We start from the raw sequence: 26,118 nt of genomic DNA on the forward strand, positions 1-26,118 counted from the left end.
GGAGTCTGGATTGCTGTATTGGTTTCCATGTCCGTCCTGTATGTCGTGGCATACGTAAGTCTGCATTTCGGTTCCCATGCGGGGCGGAACGTCTCCCATCCGTTGCGTGACGTATGCCGCGGTATGCGCAACGAATCAGATTTAGCCGAAGCGTGCCTGCGCCGGTCCGTGTTCTGCAGTTTGCGTATGTCGTGGCATACGTATGTCGGCATTATGGTTTCCAGGCAGGGCGGGACGCTTCCATCCGTCGTGTGACGAATGCCCGAACATACGCGGTGCAGCACAGCACATTCGAACCGCCCATACGCCATGTACCACGCCATGTTACGGGCCTGCCGTGGCACAATGGGGGTATGCCGGTAATCAGGGAACAGGATATTGATAAAGGCCGTGACGGGCTGCAACAGTGGCGCGACAAGGCGCGGGAGCTCGCCGCGCAGGATGACAGTGAGACAGGGCGTCTGACCGTGTCCCCGAACAATCTGCCGCGTCCGGTGTGGGCGTGGGCCGTGCGGTACTCACTGTATCTGTTGGAGCGCAAGGCGCCGGGGGAGGGCGTCGAAGTGCGCGTGGCACCGTGGGGCGCCATCAAGATCCTGGACGGACCGGCGTCTGACCCGCATAATCTCACGCCGCCTGATGTGATTGAACTCAAGCCGGACGTGTGGCTGCGTCTGGCATGCGGCATTACTACGTGGGCCGAGGAGAAGCAGGCCGGCCGCATCAGCGCAGTCGGCGAACGTGACGATCTGAGCGGCCTACTACCGCTCGTCTGAGCGTGCGTGCGTGAGAATTGCGCGCGAAGCTACAGTGCTATTGTGTGATACTCGCGATCGGTTCGCAATACGCTCACGCTAAGACCTTCCTCTGCTCGCCATACGCAAACTGGCTACGCTAAGGGCCTTCTTAGCGTAGCCAGTTTGTGAGGGGCAGCGAGAGCTACCTGACCCCGGGTCAGTACTTCATGCCCATGGCCTCGCGGACTTCGTCCAGGGTCTGTTCGGCGATTTCGTTGGCGCGCTTGTTGCCGTCGTGCAGAATGTCGCGGATCGAATCCATGTCCTTGGCGAGTTCGGCGCGACGCTCACGGTGCGGTGCGAGGAACTCGTTGACCGACTTGGTGACATACGCCTTCAGGGCGCCGGCGCCGGCATCGCCGATCTCCTCGGCGATATCCTTCGGGTCGCGGCCAGTCACAAGGCCGGCGGTGGTCAGCAGCGCGGACACTTCCGGACGGTTCACCGGGTCATACGTCACCTTGCGCTCGGAATCGGTGCGGCTCTTCTTGATGAGCTTCGCGGTCTCCTCAGCGGTGGCGCCCAGCATAATCGAATTGCCGTAGGACTTGCTCATCTTGCGGCCGTCAAGACCTGGGATTTCAGGGGCTTCGGACAGAATCGCGCTCGGCTCGGGGAACACCGGGTGCTTCTTCGCATACCGCTCGTTGAACCTGCGGGCGATGGTGCGCGTGATCTCCACATGCGGCAGATTGTCCTTGCCGATCGGCACCACATTGGCCTTGCAGAACAGGATGTCGCACGCCTGATGCACCGGGTAGGTGAGCAGCAGACCGGTCAGCGCGTGGCCGGAAGCCTCCATTTCGGACTTCACGGTCGGGTTGCGGTGCAGCTCCGCCTCGGTGACCAGCGACAGGAACGGCAGCATGAGCTGGTTCTCCGCCGGAACCGCGGAGTGCGTGTAAATCATGGTCTTGTTCGGGTCGATGCCGGCGGCCACATAGTCAAGCACCAGGTTGAGCACGTTGTCCTGAATATGCTCGGTGGTGTCGCGGTCGGTGATCACCTGATAATCAGCGATGATGATATTCGTGTTCACGCCCATGTTCTGCATGGCGACACGCTCGCGAATCGAGCCGAAGTAATGGCCAAGGTGCAGTCGTCCGGTCGGCCGGTCGCCGGTCAGCATGGTGAACTTGCCCGGATTCTCTTTGAGCGCAGCCTGCGTCTCGTCCGAACGCTTCTTCGCGGCGAGGAAACTCGCGCTCATCTCGTTGCCTACAGCAGTCACTTGCTCATCTGCCATGACCATTCCTTTGCCTTGAAAGCCCAAGTAAAACTTGCTTTTATCGTAAAAGTCTCAGCAGACAACCACCACGTGCATAATAAGTGGTACTCTCTTATATGATGATTCAACAACTATAAGTATTGCAGGGGGTCAGATGGGCCGCGGACGTCAGAAGGCAAAACAGCAGAAAATAGCCCGTAAGCTCAAGTACCTGACTACCGATACCGACTACGATGAGCTCGCCAAGGAGCTCAATTCCCAGGAGCCGGGTACCGGTTCGTTCGATCCGTTCGCCGACGTCGAAGAGCAGTATGCGCATGAGTCGGGCGAGGGCACAAAGAGCGAGTCATCACCAGTTGATGACGATCTAGATGAATACGCCAAGTGGGCGGCGGAAGCGGCGGCGAAGGCCGCGAGCGACGAGCCACCGGCACAGCATACGCCGGTCAAGCCGCATAAGCCGATTCACATGCCGCTGCCGAGCGCTATGAAGCCGAAGCCGCATCCGAGCGACGAGTCGGCGGCGAAGTAGCTGTTACTGCATCGGTAGCTGGCAGCGGCCGCTGGTGGTTCTGGCGGTTGCTTGCGATTGTGCCGGTGCTGTGAGCCGAGCCAGAAGGCTGGCGGCGATACACCAGCTCAGCACTACGTGATCTGACCGCGTCCGGTTGATATGCCGGGCGCGGTCAATTGTGTTGTGGGCGGGACTTTGTGCCGGAACCGCCCGCCAGCGGATGAACTCCCGGATTTGCGTGGGAGATTATCGCGGATACTGCGTTTGGTGAATAAACTCCCGCTGAAGGCTTCGAGGCCGATTTTTCTGAATCGCGGAATTCCAACGTTTTGATTGGGAGGTTATCGTCCGTGTCGAGGAATCGCGTCAAACTCCCGGGTTCTGCGTGGGAGTTTATCCGCGAATCATGGAATCTCGCATAAACTCCCGTAAAATCCGGGAAGTTACTCGCTGACGGCCCTTATGAGCGTAAAGTTCCGCGCAGTCATGCGACGGGACGCCGGGCATCGTCAGGGTGTTATCGGGGCATCATCGGGACATATGCGTGCGAACGGACAGCGCGCGAATTCTGCCGCGAACTGCCTTTTCCCTAGGTTCCGCCTAAAGTAGCGGCTATGACTAGTCTGCTTGAACACCCCCGTGGCGCCGAGCCCGGCAAACCCGGTGACCGTAGCGCGTTCTGGTTCGAAACCATCACCCGTCTGCCGGATGCCGCGAACGGCAAAGGGCGTGGCGGCGCGCGGTACGGGCGCACCGGCATCATCCACACCCCGCACGGCGACATCCATACGCCCGCGTTCGTGCCGGTTGCCACGCAGGGAGCGATGAAAGCCGTTCTGCCTGAATCCATGAAGCAGCTTGGCGCGCAATGCCTGCTGTCGAACGCGTTCCACCTGTTCGAACGCCCGGGTGAGGATGTGCTTGATGCGGCCGGCGGGCTGGCGAAGTTCATGAACTGGGACGGCCCGACCTTCACGGATTCCGGCGGATTCCAAGTGTTGTCGTTGGGCGCGGGCTTCAAGAAGACGCTCGCCATGGACGTGACCGGCATGAAGTCGGACGACGTGATCGCCGAAGGCAAGCAGCGCCTTGCTTTCGTGGACGAGGACGGCGTGACGTTCAAATCGCCGCTCAACGGCGCAAAACACCGGTTCAGCGCGGAAATCAGCATGGGAATCCAGCACAAGATCGGCGCCGACATTATGTTCGCGTTCGACGAGCTGACCACGCTCATGAATACGCGCGGATATCAGGAACGCTCGGTGGAACGCACGTTCCGGTGGGCGAAGCGGTGCGTCGCCGAGCATGAGCGGCTCACCCGGGAGCGGCTCGGCAAGCCGTACCAGGCGCTATATGGCGTGGTCCAAGGCGCGAATTACGAGGATTTGCGGCGGCATGCGGCCGAGGAAATCGCCTCGCTGGACTTCGACGGCGTCGGTATCGGAGGCGCGATCGAGAAACGGATTATCGGCGACACGTGCGCGTGGATCTGCGACGCAATGCCGGAGAATCGGCCGCGTCACGTGCTTGGCATCGCGGCGGTGGATGACATCTTCGCATGCGTGGAAAACGGCGGCGACACCTTCGACTGCGTGGCCCCCGCGCGTTGCGGGCGAAACGGCGCCATCTTCACTCGCGACGGACGGTACAACATCAAGCGCGCCGCCAACAAGTTCGATTTCGAACCGCTCGAACAGGGCTGCGACTGCTACACGTGCACGCATTATTCGCGGGCGTATGTCGACCATCTGCTGCGCGCGAGGGAGCTCAACGGCTTCACACTGGCGACGATTCACAACGAGCATTTCTTCGTGAAGCTGCTCGACGATATTCGCGCGTCGATTGACGGTGGGTATTTCGACGAGTTCCGCGACGAGACGCTGGCGCGATTCTATGCGAACGGGTCGCGCGGGTGAGCATCTGGGTGCGCGGGCGAGCTAGCCGCGCGGGCGATTGAGTGGGCCGCGTGGTGACCTGATGACGCCTCAAGCCGGCAGCCTGCTGATATCTGCGTTGGTGACGCTGGAGACGGCGTTGGCGTTGATGCTGATTGGTGATGCTGCGTATGACGACAGGAGCAACGCCGGCCGGCGGGTGCTTTTTGGGGGCGCCTCATTATGGTTGCTTCGCGGCGCCCTTCTGCGTGTTGACAGTAGTCGGCTGGCATCTATGCTCGCGACACGCCGATGATGCTAGCTTGCAACAGATGGTCAATCATGGTATCTTGTCTATTTGTCTGCGAGCGTGGCGGAATGGTAGACGCGCTGTCTTCAGGTGGCAGTGAGCGAATGCTCGTGAGGGTTCAACTCCCTCCGCTCGCACGAACAAAACCGGAGCTTCGGCTCCGGTTTTTTTGTTTTTCGGCTGTTGCCCGTGTGAATTTTCGACCGTCTACTAATGCCAAGGAGTGTCTCGGTGTCGGCGGAGGCAGAGAGGCTGGACAGGCTGACGACTCATGGTCGGTGTGGAAGAAATGACAGATTTCCGTGATTCGGGTCAGTTCTCCCGTGTGCGGTGTGGGAGTTTGTCGGAATTCGGGATTCTCGCAACAGAACTCCCAACGGAAACGTTGGAAATCCGCGATTCTTGAAAATCGCCTCGGGGCGCGGGACCGGGAGAACAACGCCGAATCTGTACATCGGCGATAAACTCCCATGAAAACATGGGACTTTGCATGCGAGCGGCCGATGTGCGCGTAATCTCCCGCGTCGGCGGTAGGAGATTGCGTGGATATGGGCTATTGCGTCGTAATCTCCCGTGTCGCCGGTGTCAGTGCCGATATCTCGCGGATTCATACGGCTTGCACAAGACAGATTCGTCGTGCCGAGCGCTCGCTGTGCGCAGGGCCCCAATGATAGGATGTCACTGTTATTCAGCCGTTGTCCTACTTACGATTCGAGGCGTATCCATGCTCGTGTTCCAGAACGATTACAGTGAGGGCGCTCATCCCGCGATCCTGAAACGTCTCGCCGAGACGAATATGGAGCAGCTGCCGGGCTACGGCACCGACCATTATTGCGAGGCCGCCCAGGAGAAGATCCGCCAGGCGTGCGATTGCCCGCAGGCGCAGGTCCGCTTCATCTCCGGTGGCACGCAGACCAATCAGCTGGTCATTGACACGATGCTTCAACCGTACGAAGGCGTGATCGCCGCAGATTCCGGCCACGTGAACGTGCATGAGGCTGGCGCGATCGAGGCGACCGGGCACAAGGTGCTCACCCTCCCGCAGCACGACGGGCTGATTGATGCCGGCGAGCTACGCGAGTATTGCGAGACCTTCTACGCCGACGGCAACCATGAACATATGGTCTTCCCCGGCATGGTGTACATCTCGCACCCCACCGAATACGGCACGTTGTACACAAAGGCGCAGCTCGAAGCCATCGCGGAAGTCTGCCACGACTATGACATGCCGCTGTTCATCGACGGCGCCCGTCTTGGTTATGGGCTGGTGGCATCCGGCGCTGACGTGACGCTACCGGATATCGCGCGGATCGCGGACGTGTTCTATATCGGCGGCACAAAAGTGGGCGCGCTGTTCGGTGAGGCCGTGGTGTTCACCAAAGACAACATGCCCAAGCATTTCACCACGCGTATCAAGCAGCACGGCGCGTTAATGGCGAAAGGCTGGCTGCTGGGCTTGCAATTCGACACGCTGTTCACCGACGGGCTGTACACGCGAATCGCCCGCAATGCGGACGAGATGGCCGACCATATCCGCGAGGCCTTGCGCGCCAAGGGCTACCGGATGGTGTACGAGAACACGACCAACCAGATTTTTGTGGTTCTTGACCATGCGACCATCGACCGGCTGGAACGTGAGGTCCGTATGGGCTTCATGGAGCGGTATGACGACGATCATACTGTGATGCGAATCTGCACCAGCTGGGCGACGACCGCCGAATCGGTGGACCGCTTGATTGACTTGCTATGACGCGGTGTTCTGCTGTGCGTCGCGGGTTGATGCGGGGTGGTGTGACGTGTGCCGTCGGCGTGACGGGCACGTGCGCCCATCGCTCTCAGCTGATTCGTATGGTGGATAAGGCCGCGATGAATCAGCTGATATCCCTGATTTTTCGCGTTTTTTGGATATCCGGGGACAATTTTGAATCCATTTCCAAAAAACATTCAGGAAACGTGGAGAAGCTGCGGCTTTACTCATAACTAGTGAAAAGGCCGGACATGCCATATGGGGCCGGCCGTGAGTCAGGCAAGGAGTGATTATGGCTGATACCAATAATGGTTGGGAAAACCAGGCCGACCAGCCGCAGGACGACGTCCAGCGGACTGCGCCGCTGCCCCCGACCGACCATACGACAGACAACGGAACGGGCTGGAACGCGGATCAGAACGCGGCGGATACCGCGCAGCATAGCGATGAGCAGCCGACGGTGTACACCCCGGCGCCGGAATACGGAGCATACGGCCCGGTCCCAACGCAGCCCGCCCAGCAGACGCCGGAGACCCAGCAGATGCCGCCGCAACACCAGCAGAATCCGTACGGTGCCTACTACGGAGGGTATTACGGTGACAATGCGAACAACGTCAACAATGCGAACGCCCAGCAGCCCGTCGGCTCGCCTGTGAACGGCGAAGCACCGAACGCGCCGCAGGCCAACGGTCCGCAGGCCCCGGCGTTCCCGCCGCAAGGCCCACAAGATCCGAATCGTTCGCAGGGTCCGGGTGCCATCCCTCCGGTGGGCCCGAATGGACGCCCGGCAGCGCACAAGACCGCGAATAACGTGGTCGTCGCCGTCGTCGCGGCCCTGGTCGCGGCGGTTCTGTGCCTCGGATTCGGGTATGCGGCCATCACCAACGGTTGGGTGAAAGTCCCGACCACCAGCTCGCTCAGCGGTGTGTCCTCGAACACATCCGGCTCCGGCAGCACCAACAGCAAGACCACCAGCACTGACTGGACCACGGTCGAGAAGAAGGTCTCGGAATCCGTGGTGTCCATCCAGGCGACCATCAGCGGTGGAGTAGCTAAGGGCTCCGGTGCGATTGTGGATACCAAGGGCTATATCGTCACCAATAACCACGTGATTTCCGGCGCTTCCGACATCCAGGTAACCCTCGCCAACGGGGATATCTACTCTGCGACGGTCGTCGGCACCGACAGCACCACTGATCTGGCGGTCATCAAGCTCAGCAACCCGCCAAGCGACCTGACCGCGGTGACGTTCGCCGATTCCGACAAGCTGGCGGTCGGCGAGTCCATCATGGCGATTGGCAACCCGCTTGGCTATGAGAACACCGCCACCACCGGCATCGTGTCCGCTGTGAATCGCCCGGTCTCCGTGACCGACGACAATAACAACGAGGTCGTCACCAACGCGGTGCAGATTGACGCGGCCATCAACCCCGGCAACTCCGGCGGCCCGACCTTCAACGCGGCCGGTGAGGTCATCGGCATCAACTCCTCGATCGCCACGGCGTCCTCCAGCTCCTCGAGCTCCGATTCCAGCGGTTCGATCGGCATCGGCTTCGCCATCCCGTCCAACGTGGTTAAGACCATCTCCGATGAAATCATCAAGGATGGCAAGGCGACGCACGTTGTACTCGGCGTGACCGTCAAGAGTGCGACCGTGGAAGCCGACGGCGTGACCCGCGGCGGCGCCGAGATCACCTCCTCCGGAACCAGCTCCGCAGTCACCTCCGGCAGCGCGGCGGACAAGGCCGGCTTGAAGTCTGGTGACACCATCGTCGCCTTCAACGGCAACGCGGTGACCAACAGCTACTCCTTGCTCGGCTACGTGCGGGCCGCGACACTGAACGAGAAAGTGACGCTCACCATCGTGCGCGACGGCAAGACGATGGATGTGGACGTGACCCTCGACCAGGCTGAAACCGCTACGAGCTCCAATAGCTCGAACGGTTCCGGAAGCAGCAACGGCAATAGCGGCAATAGCGGGAACAGCGGGAACGGCGACGGCAGCGGCAGCGATGGAAGCGGCAACGGTTCCAACGATGACGGCGGCGGCGTGTTCGATCCGTTCGGCCTGTGGTAAATCCCACGGTCTGCGGAAAGCTGCTGACTGCGGAAAACCCGCTGACTAGGCGCTCCGGATAACGAAGACCCGGTATGGACTCACGAGTCCTGCCGGGCCTTTCGTTTGCGCGTGTGTCTGCGGGTTGTACCGGTGTGTTTGTGGGTTGTGCTGGTGCGCGCGCTCGTACTCCCGCCGTAACCGGGTTAGTGGTTACCCAAACTGGTTACGCTGGGAGGCGTGTGAGCATAACTGGTTTGTGAGGGGACTGGGAGTGGACTACAGAATGACCATTGCTTGGGCGCTCGCCGGCTCGTCGTAGTGGATCATCAGATCGAAATCAGCCTGTCGGATTGGCAGCTGGTAGGTGTCCACCAGCGTTTCGCCGTAGGGCTCGTCAATCCACGGGTCGTCGACCAGCAGCGTGCCGTCGGCAAGTTCGCCGGTCACAGTCACCCAATGCGGGCAGGTTACCCCGTGCATGACATGCTCGTCAATCAGCACCAGTGCCACATGCCCGCCATCCAGCCGCCGCGCGACATTCGCTGCGGTGAACGACGTGATATTGATGGGAACGCCTATTTTCCGCGCCTCAGTTGCGAAATGCTCCTGCACATCGCGTGACATTGCGGCATCGATCATACCCATCGCGCCATGCGCCGGATTGAGCACCGGCCCGGTTTTGGAAACGACGATGCGTGGATTCTCGCCACGTTTCGCCGCACTCAATGCCAGGCCATATGGTTCGCATGCCACGGCAATCGTCGCCTCGCGCCAGATATGCAGCTCGTCCACTCGGTTCGCCGCCATCTGCGGATGCAGCCGGTGCATCGCGTTGAGCAGCGAAACCGGACCGCAGGTGAATTCCGTGGTCTGGCGGTAGTGGTCATGCTCGCCCAGCACACGCCAGGATCGCCCGTCGTATGTCGTCATTGCCTGTTCGGCATAGACTCCCGGCTCTGTTTTGACTGTGATCGTGTGCGAATCATGAATCGCGTGCAGTGCTGCATATTCGACAAGTCCATTCCGCAGACGTTCGCAACCGCTGAACGCGCACAGCTTCTCTTGGGCGGTGTGAGGGCGGTGATACCCCAGCAGGAATGCGGTGTCGTGGCCGTCGTTCGCCATGTACACCGTGCGCTCCAGCGCGCCCTGCGCCTGGACCAGTGCGGCGCGCGTGGTTTCCGGCAGTTTGAGATAGATCGAGCGGATATCGTCACACGCCTTGGGGCCGACAGCGCAGATTGTGCCCATGTGTTCGGCTTCGCGGGGAATATCTTGCGTCCGGCCGCTTACCGATTGTGGGACGGCAATCGCGCGGTACAGGACTTCTCGCATGTTCTGTGCGCTTTGTGCGTTCTCTTCGGCGCTTATCATTGACGTTCCTGTGTCGTAGGGGTCGCGGACAGCGCCCGCGGTACTGAGGCGATGAGCTTGCGTGTGTATTCGTGTTTCGGATGATCCATGACTTCGGCGGTGGCGCCCTCTTCGATGATCCGGCCGTCGACCATGACCGCGATCCGGTCAGCGATACGACGAACGGTATCAAGGTCATGCGAAATGAACAGAATCGCCAGATCTGTGTGTTCCCGCAGCGAAAGCAGGGTTTCGAGCACATGCCGTTGCACATTCGCGTCCAGCGCGGTCACCGCTTCATCGGCCACCAGCAGTTTCGGCTGCGGCGCAAGGGCGCGCGCGATGGCCACACGCTGGCATTGCCCGCCGGACAAGGTACCCGGTTTGCGGTCCAGATACTCGGTCTCCAGCCCGACAACATCCAATAGCCGGCGGATATGCGTGTCATCGGCTGTCTCCCCGGACGCGCGCAGCGCCTCGGCAAGCGTCTGTCGGACTGTCATCGTCGGATTCAACGACTGATACGGGTTCTGGAATACGAGTTGCGCCACATGCATCGACCAGCCGGTCGTGCCGCCCTTGCCGTCCGCATACCGCACATCGCCGGAATCCGGGCGTTCCAGATGGACCAGGCAGCGCGCGACCGTGGACTTGCCGGAACCGGAGGCGCCCACCAGACCGAGGATTTCGCCGGCATGCACCTCGAATGAAACGTCGTCGACCGCGGGTCGGGGAGTGCCGGCGAAACGCTTCACCAGATGTTCGGCCCGGACCACGGTCTTGCCGATGGCTGGACGTGCTGTTTCGCCGATGCCGGCGTGGGCGGCAAGCAGTTCGCGCGTATACGCGGTTCGCGGGTGCCGGATGATGTCATCGCGACTCCCCGTTTCGACCACCCTGCCGTCGCGGAACACCACCAGATGGTCGGCGCGCTGTGCGGCAAGCGCCAGATCATGCGTGATTAGCACAAGCGTCAGCTGGCGTTCATCGCGTAAACGGCCCAGCAAATCCAAGACGCCGCTTTGCATCTGCGCGTCCAACGCGGTGGTCGGCTCGTCGGCGATCAGGACTTGGGGTTTCGGCGCAAGTGCGGCGGCGATCGCCACACGCTGGCGCATACCGCCTGACAGCTCATGCGGGTAGCGGTCGGCGATACCAGCGTCAAGCCCTACATCCGTCAGCAGCTGACGCGCGCGATTGCGACGCTCGGCACGGGAGCCGCTACGCATACCGGCGGCAATCTGAGTTCCGCACGTATGCAGCGGGTCAAGCGAGGAGAACGGGTCCTGTGGAAGCCACACGATTGCGCCGCCGCGCAACGCACGCCATGAGCGCTCGCCGCCGGCCAAATCTACGGTGTCATCAAGTAGGCTGTATAAACCCTGTACAGTCGCATATCGCGGCAGCAGGCCGGCGAGGGCTTTCGCGGTCAACGATTTGCCCGAGCCGGATTCGCCGACGATTGCTGTGGTGTCGCCGCGCGGAATATCCAGATCGACGCCGTGCAACAGTTCAGTGTCGCCGATGCGCACCTTAAGACCACGAAGCGTAATGGCGGGGTTCTGCGGATTCTGGCCTTGCTTCGAGGTCGATTGCAGGCTGTTGTTCATGATGCTCATCGTTCACCTCTATCCGCACGAGCGGTGATCCAGTCACCCACGATGTTCATTGCTACCGAGACCACGATGATTGCGATGCCCGGTGCGATCGCGGTCATCGGGTTGTTGAACAGCTGGTCGCGCGCATCCGAAAGCTGCCGGCCCCAATCGGCGGCCTGTGGGGAGATGCCGAGGCCGAGGAACGACAGCGACGACAACGATACCAGCGCATTGCTCATGTCGAGGAACATGGCTGCCCCGACCACCGGCCGGATCACCGGGAATACGTGGCGTGCGAGGATATGCGCCGGGCTGAGTTCCAACAGTCGCGCGGCATCGAGGAACGGGTCGTGCAGGTGCGAGAGTGCGGCGGACCGCACCAGGCGGATTTCGTAGGGTGCGTACAGCAGCATGAACACGAGTACGTTCACCCAGTAGCCGCCGCCAATCAGACCGGCGAGCACAATGGCGAGCAACAGCGTCGGTAGGGAAAGCATGAGTTCCACTACGCGGGAGATCAGCCAATCCACCCAGCCGCCCGTATATGCGGCAAGCAGACCGAATACGAGGCCGATCGCCATCGCGCCGACCGCAATCGCTACCGGGCCGGCGATGGCTGTGCGGGCGCCGGCGATGGTCAGCATGAATACGTCACGGCCCAGCGCGTCAGTACCCCATATGTGGCCATCCGTGCCGGCAGGAACGGCGCCAAGCACGATATCCTGCTTCAACGCCTGCGAATTGAACGATGGAATCAAGCCGATAACAGCGGTGGCCAGAAGAATCAGTGTGGCGATCAGCATGGCCCACGAGCCGCTCATCGCGCGGCGGATGCGGGCGGGCAGCGGTAGCAGTCGCGGGTGCCGTGGTGTTGTGGCGGGTTGCAGTGTTGCGGGCTGGGGTGTGTTCGGCTGTGGTGCATTCGGCTGTGGTGACGCGGCGTGGTGCTGCGCGCTCGGTTGCGTCGTGGCGGGCTGGGACGCGGCGGGCAGGGATGCCGGTTGAGGCGCTGACACCTGCGAGTCCTGCGGGGTTTGACCCGGTGCCGAAGTTTGTGTCGTATCGGACATCACGCCTCACCTTCCTTGTTCGTCGGCGTGTCTGCGGAATTACGGTGTCCGCCATTCGGACGCAACCGTGGATCAGCCAGCGCATACAACGCGTCGATGATTGCCGTCGTCACACAGATGACGGTCGCCAGCAGCAGCGTCACCGCCTGCACGACCGGAATATCCTTGAACGTCACCGATTCCTGCAGCAACGTGCCCAACCCGCCAATCGAGAAGGTCGTTTCCACAATCACCGTGCCGGAAATCAGCGAGGCGATCAGCAAGCCCGACGACGTCATAATCGGCAACGCCGCATTGCGCAACTGCCAGCGGGTAATCGTGCCGCGGGGAACGCCGCGCGACTGGGCGAACAACGTGTAATCCGACTCCACCTGTTCGAGCAGCGAAGCGCGCGACACCTTGATTACCGCGGCGAATAAGCCGACCGCAAGCGTGATCGCCGGTAACAGCAGATGTGGCAAGGCGTCGGCGAAACTCCCGTCGCCCAGCCCGTACACGGGGAACCAGCCCAGCTTGACCGCGAACACGTACAGCAACAGCAGGCCGACAGCGAAACTCGGTGCGCTCAGCCCGACGACGGCCAGCGCGGTGATCAGCCCGTCACGCCATGTGCCATGCCGTTTTGCGGCGACCACACCAAGTGGCAAACCGATGAGCAGCGCAATCGCGAGAGCCAGCAAGGCCAACGTCAACGTGACCCATGCGCGCTGCCCTATCATCTGAGACACCGGCAGTTGCGTGCGGATTGATGTGCCGAAATCCCCGTGAACCGCGTTGCTGAGCCAAATCATGTACTGCTTCCACAACGGTTCGTCAAGGTGATACTGGTGGCGGATCGCCGCAAGCTGCGCAGCGCTGACTTTTTTCGCGCCGGCCAATGTGCGTGCCGGGTCGCTGTTCGTCAGGTACAGCAGGCCGAACGTGACCAGCGACAGCACGAATAGCAGAATCACCAGATTGGCGAGGCGTCTGCCTATGAACTTCGCGACTTTCACAAATCCGCCTTTCGTTATATACGCATCTGGGCTGGGCCCGCCGAAGCGCCGGTATGCCGGTGCGATGCGAACGGCTTGTCGCCCGCGACGGAATCCGCCACGGGAAACAAGCCGTCAATCGCCGGACTGCTCAATCGCAGGGGCCTGCGGATGCGGATGCCAGTATCAGGCTACGCGTTCTTGCTGAAATCCGCTGCCCAATTCGTGCCGAGCCAATACGTGCCGATTTTCGCGAGCTTCACGCCCTTTGCCGTGGCGACCACCGACTTGCCCCAGTAAATCGGCGAGTAGATGTCCTCGTCCAGCGCGGTGGTGGTGCTCTTGAGCACGAGCGCCAGCTTGTCGGACTCCTGGTCCAGCGTGCCGACCTTCTCGGTTTCCGCGGCGACTTCGGCGTTGTTCCAGTTTGCCGGGTTCGTGCCGGAACCACCCGCCGCGAGCAGCCAGGACGTGATTTCGTTCGGCTGTGGGGTGGTCGGGTTGTAAATCATCCAGCCGACGCCCTGCTTGCCGTTGCCGATTTCGCTCAGCCACTGCTCAAGCGGGATTTCCTTCACGTTGAGCGTAATGCCGAGACTCTTGAGATTCTGCGCGATGGCGAGCGACGCCTTGCCGACCTGCGCGTAGCCGGTCGGGTAGGTGAGCGTCGTAGTGAAGCCGTTCGGCTTGGAGGACTGCTTGAGTTCGGACTTCGCTTTCTTCAGGTCGTAGCTGATGGCGGGAAGCTTGGCCGTCTGTTTGGATGCCTTGCTCGCATCGTTGTCGGTCCAACCGGCGAGCTGCTCCGGGGAATCGATGCCCGTGGCGACCTCGCCGTAGCCCTTGAGAATGCCGGAAACAATGGACTTCTTATCCACCGCGTACGAGACGGCCTTACGCACGTGGATGTCGTTGAACGGAGCGACGTTCGGGTCGAAAGTCAGGCCGTAATAGGAGCGGTCGGAATACGCGGTGGTCGAGCCGCCGTTCGTCTTCCACTGGGCGACGCTCGTCACCGGCACGTTGAACGACACGTCAACCTTGCCGCTGGTGAACGCCAGCTGGCGGGTTGAATCCTCGGTCACGAAATCGATGCGGACCGTCTGCGGACCATTGTTCTTGCCCCAATAATCCTTGAACTTCGTGAGCGTCACATGGCTGGACGGGTCGAATTCGGTGACTTTGTACGGGCCGGTGCCGACGATGAGCTTCTTGGATGAGCCGTAATTCGAGCCCGCCGAATCAAAGAACTTCTTCGATGTGACGAACAGGCCGGCCACATTGGATACCTGGATCGGGAAATCGCTGTGCGGGCTGGACAGGGTGATGGTGATCTGGTTGTCGCCGGTCTTTTCGGCGGACTGCACATAATCAGGCCAATACACCGACAGGCCCGGTGATTTCTTCGAATCGCGGGCCACGTTGATTGCATACACGATGTCGTCGGCGGTCAGCGTGCTGCCGTCGTGCAGCTTCACGTTCTTGCGCAACGTGAACACCCACGACTTGTTGTCGCTGGACTTCCAGGATGTGGCGAGCGCCGGGATGACCTTGCCCGTGCCATCGACGCCGGTGAGACCCTCCTGATAGAGGGCCGCCAGCTGGTAGTTCGCGCTGCCGGCCTCCTGATTGACGCTCAGGGTGCTGACCGCCGATGAGATGGCGACCGTCAGCGTGTTGGGGTCGCCCGACGATTTGGCGGTGCTGGAGCCGCAGCCGGCGAGCGTGAGGGTGAAGGCGGCGATGGCCGCGATGAATATTGCGAATGTCGACCGATTGATGCGGCCGGAGCGGAGTGTGTGACCCATAATCGTATCTGTTCTCCCGTGTCTTGTGCCTGTTCGCTCGAAGCGCTGTTCTGCATGCAGGATGTGTGCGCTTTCCAAAGTATTCCTGTCTCGCATAACGAGGAAATTACCGGCACGCGCGATGTGCGGCGGTATGGCGGCGGTCTCGCGCTTGCTATAAGTAATTCGTATCGCTGGGGACGGTCGATTTAGCATACCAGACGACACGCCGGTGCGGGGGCTTCTGTCGGCGGCGGAAGGCGGGGGTGTGTCGCGGGGAATTTCGGGAGTGATGCGCGGGTCGTGTGTGTTCCGGCATACGTAAGTCGACGGATATTGACTGATATCTCGGCTCGGGCGGTGGGTTTGTCGTTGTGAGTGTGCGTGGACATACGCGAGGTGACAGATGCCGGGAGATGCCTCAGCCCGGACGGTGGGTCTGTCATCGTGCGTATGTGTGGGCATACGTAAGTTGATGGATGTGGGTCGATGCGGCGGGGATGCCCGGCAATTGGCTGGTTACGCATATCACGGGACGCGCAAGACACTAGATGTCAGCTGATACTCCAGCTCGATTGGCAGGTCCGCCGTCCCGCGTATGGCCAGACATACGTGATTGGACAGATGCTGGGCGGCTGGGGTCGTCGCTGTTGTGCCAGCCACTTTTGAGAGGCTCGAGCCGTGACTTTGTGAGGATTGACTTGCACGATGCCGGTTGGCGTGCTCCGATTCCTTCCAGCGAGTGGCGTTGGGCGTCATTGTGTGAGGATTGGCTCGCATGGTGGCAGTCAAGTCGACTGAAATCCGTTGATTTCCCGTCGTGAGGGGTGTTTGTGTGAGGATTGGCTCACACAATGACTGTCTGGCTGGCCGTGATCTGCTGTGTTGCTGCGTCAGAAGGTGATTGTGTGAGTTCTGGCTCGCACAATGACCGGTTCCATGGTCTCGAGCTGGTGCCTGGCAGGTTGCGGGTGTCACTATGTGAGGATTGGCTCGCATAGTCACCCGTGTTATCGTTCCGGGCTGGTGTGTGGATCGTAGCGGGCGTCGTCGTGTGAGGATTCGTTCACACAATGGGGTCCGGGTCGGCTGGAATCCGCCGTATTGCTCTGCCTGCAGGTGGCAATGCGAGTCCCGGCTCACACAACGGCCGGCCCACGCCGAGTAATCACCCAGCGCGGGCCGGCCATAGTGGTGGTCATAGAGGGGAAAGAAGGAACTTGCGAGTAAAGGTCACTCCCCAAACTCGCGCTCGCAGATGCGCGTCATCTCGGCGACGCAGGCATCCGCAATGAGCTTGCCGCGTTCGGCTGTAGCTCCGCGTGGATCGGCCAGCCCACCATAATCAGGAACGTCGCCTTGACGAACTGGATAGCGCACATACGGTTTCGCTTCGGCGTTGCCGGTGAACACGACGCGGTCCATGTGCACCAGCTCCGGAGCGTAATGCAATAGAAGCGAGGTTTCCGTCACAGCGGCGTGCTCAAGGGCCCAACCAGGGAATTCGATGCCATCGAACACTTGGCGGTTTACCTCTTCCGGCAGCGGGTCCCACCAATTCGATTCGACGATGGTCGCTTTCCCACCGGTCTCGCGGGTTACCAGATCGATGGCTTCCACGATGAACGCCTCGTTCTCGAAGTGGGCGTTCATAACGACGATTTTGGTGAAACCGTCATCGATGAGTTCATGCAGGATATCGTGCATCTGATTGATGACCGTCGTGCCGTTCATATCGATGGTACCCGGGAACAGCGGGCCGCCGCCGGACAGGGGCTTTGACTTGTATCCGTAGGAGAGTGTCGGCATGACCGTGCCATCAAGCGCCTTGGCAAGGTCGAGGGAGATACGGCCGGCGATGATGGCGTCCGTGCTGAGAGGTAGGTGCTGGCTGTGCTGCTCTGTTGAGCCGATGGGGACGATTACCGGCTTGTCCTTGCGTGCCGCGAATTGCGGCCAGGTCATTTCCGCCATGCGATAGCTCATGGTGATCCTTTCTGTGTTGTCTGTTGCGTGTGGGGCCGTTGCGTGCCAGGTAGGCCGCCGTCAGATAGAAGCGAGGTCCTTGTCTGTATTCTCGTGCGACAGGATCATTGCCACCAGTGCGATGCATGCGATGCCGACCATGTACCATGCCGGAGACATCGTCGATTTGGTCGTGTAGATCAGCCAAGTGGCGATGAACGGTGCCGTACCGCCGAAGAGTGCGTTGGCGAGGTTGAAGCTGAATGCAAACCCAGTGAAACGCACGTTGGTTGGGAACGTCTCAGTCAGGTAACTGGACAGGGTGCCGTCGTTCGCAGTGAGGGTGGCGCACAAGGCGAGTTCGACCAGCAGTACCGGCCAGAACAATCCGGTATTCAGGATTGCGAAAGCCGGAACAGTGAGTACGATGAACGCGACGCATGCGCCGATAAGGACCTTCTTGCGGCCGAATCGATCAGAGATATGCCCCATGCCGAACACGAGCAGCACATACAGGACGAGGCAGATGGTGGTGATGGTGGAGGATTGGGTGGCGTCCATGCCCACGGTTTCGGAAAGATACGTGGGCAGGTAGGTCAGCACGGTATAGAAGCCCACGGCATTGAGCACGCTTGCACCAAAACTGATGACCAATTCACGCAGATGGTCTCGGAACAGCACCTTGAGCGGTGACGCACCATCGGCTGCGGTCTTCTCCTTGTTTTCCAGCGCCTTGGTCATTTCTTCGTACACCGGGGAGTCAGCAAGCTGGGTGCGGATATAGTGCACGATGAGCCCGAGCGGGCCGGCGAGCAGGAACGGGATGCGCCAGCCCCAGCCGGACAAGGCGACAGTGTTGAGATTTGATGTCATCACAGTCGCGAGCGTCGAACCGGCAAGCAGACCGATTGCGGTGGAGGCGGGAATAAGCGAGCAGTAGATGCCGCGCTTGGAAGACGGTGCGTACTCGCCGAGGAATGTTGCGGCTCCGGCGTATTCACCGGAGGCAGAGAATCCCTGGACCATGCGCAGCAACAGCAGCAAGCCTGGCGCCGCAAGGCCGATGGCCTCATAGGATGGCAAGCATCCGATGAGGAAGGATGCGCCGCTCATCAGGATGATGGACAGAGACAGGGCGCTTTTACGGCCGCGCTTATCCCCAAAGGCGCCCCAGAACAATGCCCCGATCGGCCGGAGGATGAATGAGAGGGCGAACACGCCGAACGTCTGCATCAGCGCGACGGTGCGATCTGAGGAGGGGAAGAACACGGTCGCGATGACAGTGGCAAAGTAGGAGTAGGAGGCGTAATCAAACCATTCAATAAAGTTGCCCATGAAGGAGGAAACGGCGACTTTGCGGACCATGGTCCGTTGCTCATCGTCCTGTGGGCGTTCCCAGGTGTTCATCACCTGGTATTCCGTGGCAGCGCTCATGACGGGACCTTTCTCGATTGCGGTGCTGTACTTGATTGGCTATGCACCTGCGATGTTTGCGTTGCCTCGTACTATCGCCGGAGTGATTTGCGCGATGGTGAACCGGTGATTACGGTGTCGGAACGACAAATGGACAAATTGTCTAGTTGTTGAGCGTGGGTGAAGCGTGCTGATTGATTCGGACCGGTGGTTTGCTGGGCACCTTGACTGATGCGTGTGCGTCGGTTGTTGGGCCCGCGATTATTGCTGGGGCCGCGACCATCGCGGGCTTCCAGGCGATTGGCTGGTGCAGCGATTGCGCGTTGCCGTGCTCATGCCCGTTGTCTCGGCTCGCCATTACGCGGAGCGCGCCGGTTGTTGCCCGCCGTCCGCCGGCTCCACGGCTTGAAATTCCGTGGCTTGGAGTTCTGCGACTTTGAGTTTCGCGGCGCACAGCAGCAGCGGCCAAGCCACGCTGTCCTCTTTGCTGATGCCGGTCAATTCGGTGATTTTTGCCAGCCGGTTGTACAGCGTCTGACGATGAATCCTCAGCAGTTCGCACGCCTTGGAAATATTGCCGCCTGCGTCAAAACAGGCTTCCAAAGTGCGTATCAGCGATTCCTGATTCGGCAGCGCGTCTCCCAGCATCAGTGACTGCAACGCGCCGGCGGCGTCCCTCGTGTGTCCGATGCCGAGCAGTCGTTGCGGCGCGGCGGTCAACAGATTCGTCACCGTACCGGTGCCGGGCAGGCCTGCGGCATCGTGCGCGGCGAACTGCAGCAGACCGCATTCATCAAGCAGCATGCCGACGCTCGGCACCGCCCTGCCGTATATGCACCATGTTCCAGGTAGCGCGGCCACATCTGCGAGCCGCCGTTTGAGTCGCATTACCGCGTCGCCGCGATTGCCGGCCTTGCCAGTACCGCCGCCTTGGGCAGGGCCCGGATTTGCATCTGAGGCCGAGCCCGGATTCGTGCCCGTATCCAAGTCCGAACCGGGCCCCTTGTCATCGCCGCCGTCAGCCGCCGCATACAGCCCGAACAGCATGTTCCCCTCTAGCACATCCGCGATGGTGTCCTCGTCTGAAGCATCCTCCTCTTCGTCGCCGGACAGGCACCGGGAGACGGCGTCGATTGACGACGAAACCGAATCCATGCCGATAGCAAACGGAATCAGGTGTTTCACGTCGCTCAGGCCAATCGCCTGCAACATGGTGGCTGCATCGTTGATCTCCTGTTCTCCCGCCCGATAGCCGTTCGTTGGCCCCTGCAGCACGTGGGCAAGCATCGCGTTGCGAGGCTGCGTCTGCACGAATGCGGGCAGTACCTGCTTGATCACTTCATCGACGCGGTCTGCGATTCTTCCGTCTGCGAGACGATTGCGCTGGGTGATTTCGATGCTTGCGAGCGGGCCGCCGTTCTTGCGCACGTCCAGCACCAGGGTCCGTTCCGCGGGATGATCGGCGTCCGCCGGGCGAATCGACGGTCCGCAATGCGCGATCACCAGGCCGTCGGAATCAAAAATCGCCACGGATTCGCCGAAAATCTCATTGAGGATTTTCGCGACATCCTGCGCGGAGCGGGCCGTGGCGAGCCGGGTGCGCATCGTCGTGGCGAGTGTGTCGGTGCGCACCTGCACCAGCAGCTGATCCTTGACGATTGAGGTGTTGATGGACTGGCACAAGTCGACGAACGGCATGCGCCGATGCATACCGATGACGGGCAGGCCGCGCTCGTCCGCGCGAGCAATCATCGCCTTTGGCACGGTGCGCACGCCCTCCACGAGTTCGATGGCAAGACCTGCTACGCCGGCGTCCACCAACGTGTCCACATATCGGATGACCTCGTCGTCGCCCATATGACCGAGCAGTGCGCTGCCTTCGATAATCACCAGTTCGCCGCCGGACAGGAACGAAGCGATATCGTACCGCTCATTCGTGTACGCCCAACGGACCGTGCGGTCCATGCCTGCTTCTCCCGCCTCGATTGTCGGATCGGTACGAGCGAACATCGGGTCCGTCATCACGTCATGCATCGTCAGCGTCATACAAACTGTCCATTTCTCGGCTTCGCGACGTCACCTCCACGTTACGGCAACGCGCATCATCGCGCCCACAATAGGCGACATACATTACGAACCCGATTCGTCGTACCGGCCGGCGCAAACTGGCAGACGACGGCACGGCAGCAGGAAGGAGCACACCATGACCACCAGAACCCTGTTCACCAACGCCCACATAGCCACCGGACAGCCCGGCAGCACCGCAGCCCAGACCGCCCCGCTCCAGGACATCCTCGTCGAAGACGGCCGTTTCGCCGCCATCGGCGAAGGCCTCGCCGCAAGCCTTCCCGCGCAAGGCTACGACATGACCGGCGTGGAAACCGTGGACCTCGGCGGCAAGCTCGTCACCCCGCCGTTCTGCGACACTCACCTGCACCTCGACTACGTGTTCACCGCACGCAAGCCCGGCGCCGTCAACGAAAGCGGCACCTTGTTCGAAGGCATCCAACGCTGGAGCGACACGAAATCCGACCTCACCATCGACGAAATCAAGGCACGCGCCCGCAAGGCCATTGGCATGGAGCTGCGTCACGGCGTCCAGTACATCCGCTCCCACGCGGACGTCACCGACCCGAATCTCACCTCGCTCAAAGCGCTCCTTGAACTCAAGGAAGAGCTCAAAGACACGGTGACCATCCAGATTGTCTCCTTCCCGCAGGAAGGCATGTACTCCTACGAGGGACCGAACGGCGAAAGCGGCGCGGACCTTGTGGAAGAAGGTCTGCGCATGGGCGCCGACTGCGTGGGCGGCATCCCGCATTTCGAACAGTGCCGCGAATTCGGCGAGCGCTCCATGCACACGGTGGTCGAGCTGGCCTCCAAGTATGACAAGCTCATCGACGTACACTGCGACGAGACCGACGACCCGAACTCACGCTACGTGGAACTGCTCAGCGCGCTCGCCTACCGTGCGGGCATCGGCCCCCGTACCACCGCGAGTCACACGTGCTCCCTGGGATCGGCCGACAATGCGTACTTCTTCCACCTGACCAAGCTGCTCAAGGCTGCGCACATCAACTTCGCGTGCGCCCCGACCGAAAACCTCTACCTGCAGGGCCGGCAGGACACCTTCCCCAAGCGCCGCGGCATCACGCGTGTCAAGGAACTCACCGACGCCGGCGTCAACGTGTCGCTCGGTCAGGATTCCATGCAAGACCCGTGGTATCCGCTCGGCAACGGCAACATGATGATCATTCTCGACTACGTGCTGCACGTGGCCCAGATGATGAGCTTCCCCGAAATCGATGACGCGATGAAGTTCCTCACCGTCAACGGCGCGACCACGCTCGGCATGCTCGACTCGTACGGTGTGGAAGTCGGCAAGCCCGCGAACTTCGTGGTGCTGGATGCGGACAGTGTGTTCAACGCCGTGTACGAGCGCTGCGACGTGCTGCGGTCCGTGCGCGACGGGCGGACGCTGTTCACCGCGACGACGAGCGTGGACTCGGCGACCGAACTGCTGTGAGCGTGGGTGTTGTGAGCGCGAGTGTTGTGTGAGCGCTGTGGCCGGTCGGGGTGGACTCGGCGACTGAACTGCTGTGAGGCGTTGCAGCTGGGGATATGCCCTTTGGATTGGCGGGTTTCCCGCGGGCTGGCCGTGGGTGCCGTGGGTGAGGCAGATCTCTGAAGCAGATCCTCTGTTTGTGAGGATTGGCTCGCACAACGGCCGACGAAGCCACCTGAATCAATACCGCCGACAGATCTGACCGCCACTGTGTGAGTTCTGGCTCGCACGGTGGCGCCCGGAACGTTTGCAATCACCCCGTTCGCCGGTTTCAAATGTCACTGTGTGAGGATTAGCTCGCACAGTGACGCCCATTCCGTCCCACCCAGCCCGATTTCGGTCGGCCACAGACCATCGTGTGAGGATTGGCTCGCACAATGGGGTTTGGGGCGGCTGGAACCTGCTGTGTTGCTGCGTCGGAGGGTGATTGTGTGAGTTCTGGCTCGCACAATGACCGGTTTCATGGTCCCGAGCTGGTGTCTGGCAGGTTGCGGGCGTCATCGTGTGAGGATTCGCTCACATCACCCTCGCTCGGCCGTTTCACAAGCGGGCGACGATGCTGATTGTGTATGTTCCGACATGCACAAGATGACAGATGTCGGGGAGCCTGCGGCTTGGGCTGGGAAGTCTGTCGGTTTGCGTATGCCGAGACGTACGCAGGCCGTCAAATCAGTGATGACGCAGTGGCTAAGCGCTGCGATGCCGCCTGCCACGTATGTCTTGGCATGCGTAACTTCCCGGATGCCTCCGGTGGTCCTAGTGTCGTCTGTCTATCTTGCCGGTTGCGTATGTCTTGGCATGCGTACCTGTCCGGATATGTGATGTCTAGCGCTCGCCGCCGCGTCCATCCGTGCCTTGCGCCGCCTCGGCGATTGTGTCGCACAGTAACCGGATCCCCGGCGCGATCTGCCGAGAATCAGGCCGCACAAAATTCAGCCGGATATGACTGCTGTCATCCTCGTCGACCGCGAACATGTCACCGGGCATGAACGTCACGCCCGCGTGCCGCGCGTCATCCAGCAGCCGTGCGGCACGTAAGCCATCCGGCAGCCGTGCCCACAGGTAGTAACCGCCCAGCGGCGTGTTCCAGCGCATCCCGTCCGGTGCGTACCGGCGCAAGGCATCGAGCATCAGGTCGCGCCGATGCCCGTAGATTTCGCGCAATCGCCCGATATGCCGCCCGATACGCCCACTGCTGAGCAGCTCCATGCAGATCAGCTGCGATGACGAGCTCGTGTGCTGGTCGATCATCCGCCGCAGTGCTGCAATCCGCGCGATGACATGGCTGTCAGCCACCAGCCAGCCGGTTCGCAGCCCCGGTGTCACTGTCTTTGAGAACGTTGACAGGTAGATCACGTATCCCGCGTTTTCCATGCCTTTGAGCGGTGTCAGCTCGCGGGGACGCTGGGAGGGCGCGCCGCTTGCTTTGCCTGCGCCGCTCGCGTTGCCGGGGATGCTTGTGATGCCGGCGTTCCCGGCATTGCCGATGCTGCCGATCCCGTCGGTGCGCCCGCTGTAGCACAGTTCGCCATACGGGTCATCCTCGATGACCAGGCATTGGTAGCGCATCGCGGTTTCGACGATTTCGCGCCGTCGACGCAACGGCATGGTCGCGCCGCTCGGGTTCTGGAAGGTCGGAATGGTGAAGATCAGTTTCGGATGGAATCGTTTGCAATACCCGTCGAGCAGGTCGGTGCGCATGCCGTGTTCGTCGATCGGCACACCGATCACCCGCGCGTCCGCGGATCGGAAAGCTTGCAACGCGGGGAAAAACGTGGATTGTTCGACCAGTACGCAGTCGCCGGGGTTCACGAATGCGCGCACACACAAATCCAGCCCCTGCTCGGCGCCGGACAGCACCATCACGTTGTCGGCGTCGCAACGCACGCCGCGTTGCGTCATGTGGTCGGCGAGCAGTTCGCGCAGCTGGGGGAACCCTTCGATGGGGGATTCCTGCGTGCTGTGGAAATCCGCCGATTCAAACGCGCGAATGCTGACGCTGCGCAGCAGATCATCGGGGATATCCGCCGGATTTTGCGAGCCGGTCGCGAAATCGATGGCGTCGGGCGCTTGCTGTGCCTGATCGGCGGCGGCGATGTCATGATAGGTGAAGCGGTTCGAATAATCGCTGAACAGAATCTGCCACGGCGGCGCGCCGCCTTGCCGGTCATCGCTCGCGCACACGAAAGTGCCGCGCCCCACGTGCGAGGCGATCAGGCCTTCTGATTTCAGTTGTTGGTAGGCCTGCAGGACGGTCGCGCGGTTGACGCCGAGCCGTTCAGCGAGCTCGCGTTCGGGCGGGAGCTTGTAGTTCGCGGCGAGCGCGCCGGAAACGATGTCCTCACGCAGGGCGTTGACCAACTGCCGGTACAGTGGGACGCTGCTGTGGCGGTTCAGTGTGATTGGCATCGGCGGCGACCCCCTTCCGGTTGTCGGGTTCTGGCTCTTGGTTTGTTGGCTGCCAGTTCCCGGCGTGATGTCTTGCGCGACATTTTAGCTGGGACTGGCCGTGTGCGGTGCCGCGTGAACGGCAGGCGGACGGCGGAGGGACGGCAGCCACCCGTGCATCAGGCACCGCCGGAAATCCCAGCATTCCTTCCACAGCGCGTCGGGCGCGGTGTGCAGCGACGGTTCCAGCTTCCACGACCAGTACATCCACCCCGCGGCCTGCCCGAAACAGTCGAGCTGCATGCGCGTGACATGCGCGAACCGGCGGCGTTGCGCGTCATCGAACTGGTCAAGGTCCATTTCGCCGGGGTCAAGGTTCTTCGCCCACTCGTTCTCCACGCACCATTCGCCGACCAGCACCGGCACCACGCGCTGCATGCCGCGGATCCGCCGCCGCTGCCAGCGCAGGAACAGCCGGTACGCCCACGGACTGTGCACCCGGGCGATCCGCTCTGCCGCCGACAAGTACACATGCGCGTCCACGTACACGTTCGTCATCTGGTTACGTTTGAAGAAATCACGCCACAAGCCGAAACGGAACCCGTCGTGGAACACGATCGCCTTATCGTCCGGCAGGTAGCGCCGCAATCGCTTGTAGGTCGCGCGGTAATACTGCCGCAGGAAACTCATCGGTACGTAGCTGGAGTACCGCTTGTCTTTCGGATTGCGCGCCACCAGTTTCTTGCGGTTGGAGAAGAACACCGGCCAGCTGACCGGCTCGTTGATGACCTCGATGCCGAATAGGGCGGGATCATGCCCGTAGCGGCGGGCGAGCCCTTCCAGCACGGTGATGGCTTTCTCCACGTTCTGCGGTTTCTTATGCCACGTGACCGCGCCTATCAGCCCGGAACTGTCGAAGCCGTTCTGCCCGCCCGGCGCGGTATGCAGGTCGAGCAGCACGCGCAAATGGTACGTGCGTGCCCATCTCATCGCTTTGTCCACATAGCGCCATGCGCCACCCAGCGGGGGCTCGGATTCGAACACGGTGTACGGCACCGGCAGACGCACCAGGTTCATGCCGCAGGCGGCGATTTCGCGGAAATCCCGTTCGGTGATGTACGTGTCGCGATGATGCCGGATGCGTTGTGCGAGTTGGTCTTTCGGGGCGACCGTCGCGAGCGTGTCTTCGTCTTCGGCCCGGTAGCCTTCGAACAACGCCGGCTCCATCCACTTTTCCAGGACCAGCCAGTTGCCGAGATTCACGCCGCGAATCGGGGTGAGGCCGCCAGGCTCGGCACCTGTGTCCGCAGTAGCGGTGCGCCAAGGCAGAGGTAACCGTTGCAGAGATAATCGCTTCATCGCAGGCTCCTGTCTTTTTCCTCACTGTAATACACAAGTCGTCGCGAAAACGCGCGATAATAGGCGATATCAGCGATTGACGAAACTCAACAACCGGCGAATCGGCCAAGGACGGGC

General features: G+C 61.2%; 17 protein-coding genes and 1 tRNA gene. 7 read left to right on the top strand and 11 right to left on the bottom strand.

From position 1 onward, the window contains the following. Positions 1-353 precede the first annotated feature (353 nt). Entirely contained in the window at positions 354-776 is a 423-nt protein-coding gene (locus CQR48_RS00470) for a sterol carrier family protein (protein ID WP_026650592.1), read from the top strand. A gap of 178 nt (positions 777-954) precedes the next feature. Here CQR48_RS00470 and trpS read toward each other — a convergent pair whose 3' ends face one another. Then, positions 955-2,043, bottom strand: coding sequence for a tryptophan--tRNA ligase (trpS, locus tag CQR48_RS00475; RefSeq protein WP_044092729.1), 1,089 nt, complete (start codon positions 2,041-2,043; stop codon positions 955-957). 136 nt (positions 2,044-2,179) lie between these two features. Between trpS and CQR48_RS00480 the strand changes: the two genes are divergently transcribed. From CQR48_RS00480 to CQR48_RS00505, 5 genes are all read left to right on the top strand, one after another. Further along, complete coding sequence (locus CQR48_RS00480) at positions 2,180-2,557, top strand: DUF3073 domain-containing protein (RefSeq protein ID WP_015449585.1); 378 nt, start codon at positions 2,180-2,182, stop codon at positions 2,555-2,557. A 596-nt stretch (positions 2,558-3,153) separates the two neighbouring features. Further along, positions 3,154-4,455, top strand: coding sequence for a tRNA guanosine(34) transglycosylase Tgt (gene tgt, locus CQR48_RS00485; protein ID WP_015449586.1), 1,302 nt, complete (start codon positions 3,154-3,156; stop codon positions 4,453-4,455). A 322-nt stretch (positions 4,456-4,777) separates the two neighbouring features. Then, positions 4,778-4,860, top strand: a tRNA-Leu gene (locus CQR48_RS00495). Between the two features lie 587 nt (positions 4,861-5,447). Continuing rightward, positions 5,448-6,473 carry a threonine aldolase family protein gene (locus CQR48_RS00500; RefSeq protein ID WP_101451596.1) on the top strand — a complete coding sequence of 342 codons (1,026 nt, stop codon included), beginning with the start codon at positions 5,448-5,450 and terminating at the stop codon, positions 6,471-6,473. Positions 6,474-6,762: 289 nt separating this feature from the next. Beyond that, positions 6,763-8,547, top strand: a complete 1,785-nt coding sequence (locus CQR48_RS00505; protein WP_101451597.1) for a trypsin-like peptidase domain-containing protein — start codon at positions 6,763-6,765, stop codon at positions 8,545-8,547. A gap of 258 nt (positions 8,548-8,805) precedes the next feature. Here the strand turns inward: CQR48_RS00505 and CQR48_RS00510 are convergent, their stop codons facing one another. The 8 genes from CQR48_RS00510 to CQR48_RS00545 form a co-directional block, all read right to left on the bottom strand. Continuing rightward, positions 8,806-9,903 carry a peptidase C39 family protein gene (locus CQR48_RS00510; protein WP_101451598.1) on the bottom strand — a complete coding sequence of 366 codons (1,098 nt, stop codon included), beginning with the start codon at positions 9,901-9,903 and terminating at the stop codon, positions 8,806-8,808. Then, on the bottom strand, positions 9,900-11,501 hold the full coding sequence (locus tag CQR48_RS00515) for an ABC transporter ATP-binding protein (RefSeq protein WP_218971649.1): 1,602 nt from the start codon (positions 11,499-11,501) through the stop codon (positions 9,900-9,902). The genes CQR48_RS00510 and CQR48_RS00515 overlap by 4 nt, the downstream gene beginning before the upstream one ends. Then, entirely contained in the window at positions 11,498-12,550 is a 1,053-nt protein-coding gene (locus tag CQR48_RS00520; protein ID WP_218971650.1) for an ABC transporter permease subunit, read from the bottom strand. The genes CQR48_RS00515 and CQR48_RS00520 overlap by 4 nt, the downstream gene beginning before the upstream one ends. Then, on the bottom strand, positions 12,550-13,545 hold the full coding sequence (locus tag CQR48_RS00525) for an ABC transporter permease (protein ID WP_244898857.1): 996 nt from the start codon (positions 13,543-13,545) through the stop codon (positions 12,550-12,552). The genes CQR48_RS00520 and CQR48_RS00525 overlap by 1 nt, the downstream gene beginning before the upstream one ends. 170 nt (positions 13,546-13,715) lie before the next feature. Then, on the bottom strand, positions 13,716-15,332 hold the full coding sequence (locus CQR48_RS00530; RefSeq protein WP_180334472.1) for an ABC transporter substrate-binding protein: 1,617 nt from the start codon (positions 15,330-15,332) through the stop codon (positions 13,716-13,718). A 1,212-nt stretch (positions 15,333-16,544) separates the two neighbouring features. Further along, entirely contained in the window at positions 16,545-17,285 is a 741-nt protein-coding gene (locus CQR48_RS00535) for a creatininase (RefSeq protein WP_371836368.1), read from the bottom strand. A gap of 72 nt (positions 17,286-17,357) precedes the next feature. Continuing rightward, on the bottom strand, positions 17,358-18,710 hold the full coding sequence (locus CQR48_RS00540) for an MFS transporter (RefSeq protein WP_101451601.1): 1,353 nt from the start codon (positions 18,708-18,710) through the stop codon (positions 17,358-17,360). A gap of 336 nt (positions 18,711-19,046) precedes the next feature. After that, on the bottom strand, positions 19,047-20,735 hold the full coding sequence (locus CQR48_RS00545; RefSeq protein ID WP_101451602.1) for a PucR family transcriptional regulator: 1,689 nt from the start codon (positions 20,733-20,735) through the stop codon (positions 19,047-19,049). 157 nt (positions 20,736-20,892) lie between these two features. Between CQR48_RS00545 and CQR48_RS00550 the strand changes: the two genes are divergently transcribed. Then, complete coding sequence (locus CQR48_RS00550) at positions 20,893-22,215, top strand: amidohydrolase family protein (protein ID WP_101451603.1); 1,323 nt, start codon at positions 20,893-20,895, stop codon at positions 22,213-22,215. A gap of 864 nt (positions 22,216-23,079) precedes the next feature. On the opposite strand, the gene CQR48_RS00555 is transcribed toward CQR48_RS00550, so the two are convergent. After that, positions 23,080-24,663, bottom strand: coding sequence for an aminotransferase-like domain-containing protein (locus CQR48_RS00555; RefSeq protein ID WP_101451604.1), 1,584 nt, complete (start codon positions 24,661-24,663; stop codon positions 23,080-23,082). A gap of 84 nt (positions 24,664-24,747) precedes the next feature. After that, positions 24,748-26,001, bottom strand: coding sequence for a glycoside hydrolase family 5 protein (locus CQR48_RS00560; RefSeq protein ID WP_101451605.1), 1,254 nt, complete (start codon positions 25,999-26,001; stop codon positions 24,748-24,750). Between the last annotated feature and the right edge of the window lie 117 nt (positions 26,002-26,118).

Origin of the sequence: Bifidobacterium thermophilum, assembly GCF_002846655.1 — a bacterium.
Taxonomy (GTDB): domain Bacteria; phylum Actinomycetota; class Actinomycetes; order Actinomycetales; family Bifidobacteriaceae; genus Bifidobacterium; species Bifidobacterium thermophilum.

What these genes read in the sequence shown, in the direction of transcription:
- CQR48_RS00500 (WP_101451596.1), top strand. Translation starts at nt 5,448, where the DNA reads ATGCTCGTGTTCCAGAACGATTACAGTGAGGGCGCTCATCCCGCGATC.
- CQR48_RS00560 (WP_101451605.1), bottom strand. Translation starts at nt 26,001, where the DNA reads ATGAAGCGATTATCTCTGCAACGGTTACCTCTGCCTTGGCGCACCGCT.
- CQR48_RS00510 (WP_101451598.1), bottom strand. Translation starts at nt 9,903, where the DNA reads ATGATAAGCGCCGAAGAGAACGCACAAAGCGCACAGAACATGCGAGAA.
- CQR48_RS00555 (WP_101451604.1), bottom strand. Translation starts at nt 24,663, where the DNA reads ATGCCAATCACACTGAACCGCCACAGCAGCGTCCCACTGTACCGGCAG.
- CQR48_RS00550 (WP_101451603.1), top strand. Translation starts at nt 20,893, where the DNA reads ATGACCACCAGAACCCTGTTCACCAACGCCCACATAGCCACCGGACAG.
- CQR48_RS00530 (WP_180334472.1), bottom strand. Translation starts at nt 15,332, where the DNA reads ATGGGTCACACACTCCGCTCCGGCCGCATCAATCGGTCGACATTCGCA.
- CQR48_RS00520 (WP_218971650.1), bottom strand. Translation starts at nt 12,550, where the DNA reads ATGTCCGATACGACACAAACTTCGGCACCGGGTCAAACCCCGCAGGAC.
- CQR48_RS00480 (WP_015449585.1), top strand. Translation starts at nt 2,180, where the DNA reads ATGGGCCGCGGACGTCAGAAGGCAAAACAGCAGAAAATAGCCCGTAAG.
- CQR48_RS00515 (WP_218971649.1), bottom strand. Translation starts at nt 11,501, where the DNA reads ATGAGCATCATGAACAACAGCCTGCAATCGACCTCGAAGCAAGGCCAG.
- trpS (WP_044092729.1), bottom strand. Translation starts at nt 2,043, where the DNA reads ATGGCAGATGAGCAAGTGACTGCTGTAGGCAACGAGATGAGCGCGAGT.
- CQR48_RS00470 (WP_026650592.1), top strand. Translation starts at nt 354, where the DNA reads ATGCCGGTAATCAGGGAACAGGATATTGATAAAGGCCGTGACGGGCTG.
- CQR48_RS00545 (WP_101451602.1), bottom strand. Translation starts at nt 20,735, where the DNA reads ATGACGCTGACGATGCATGACGTGATGACGGACCCGATGTTCGCTCGT.
- CQR48_RS00505 (WP_101451597.1), top strand. Translation starts at nt 6,763, where the DNA reads ATGGCTGATACCAATAATGGTTGGGAAAACCAGGCCGACCAGCCGCAG.
- CQR48_RS00535 (WP_371836368.1), bottom strand. Translation starts at nt 17,285, where the DNA reads ATGGCGGAAATGACCTGGCCGCAATTCGCGGCACGCAAGGACAAGCCG.
- tgt (WP_015449586.1), top strand. Translation starts at nt 3,154, where the DNA reads ATGACTAGTCTGCTTGAACACCCCCGTGGCGCCGAGCCCGGCAAACCC.
- CQR48_RS00540 (WP_101451601.1), bottom strand. Translation starts at nt 18,710, where the DNA reads ATGAGCGCTGCCACGGAATACCAGGTGATGAACACCTGGGAACGCCCA.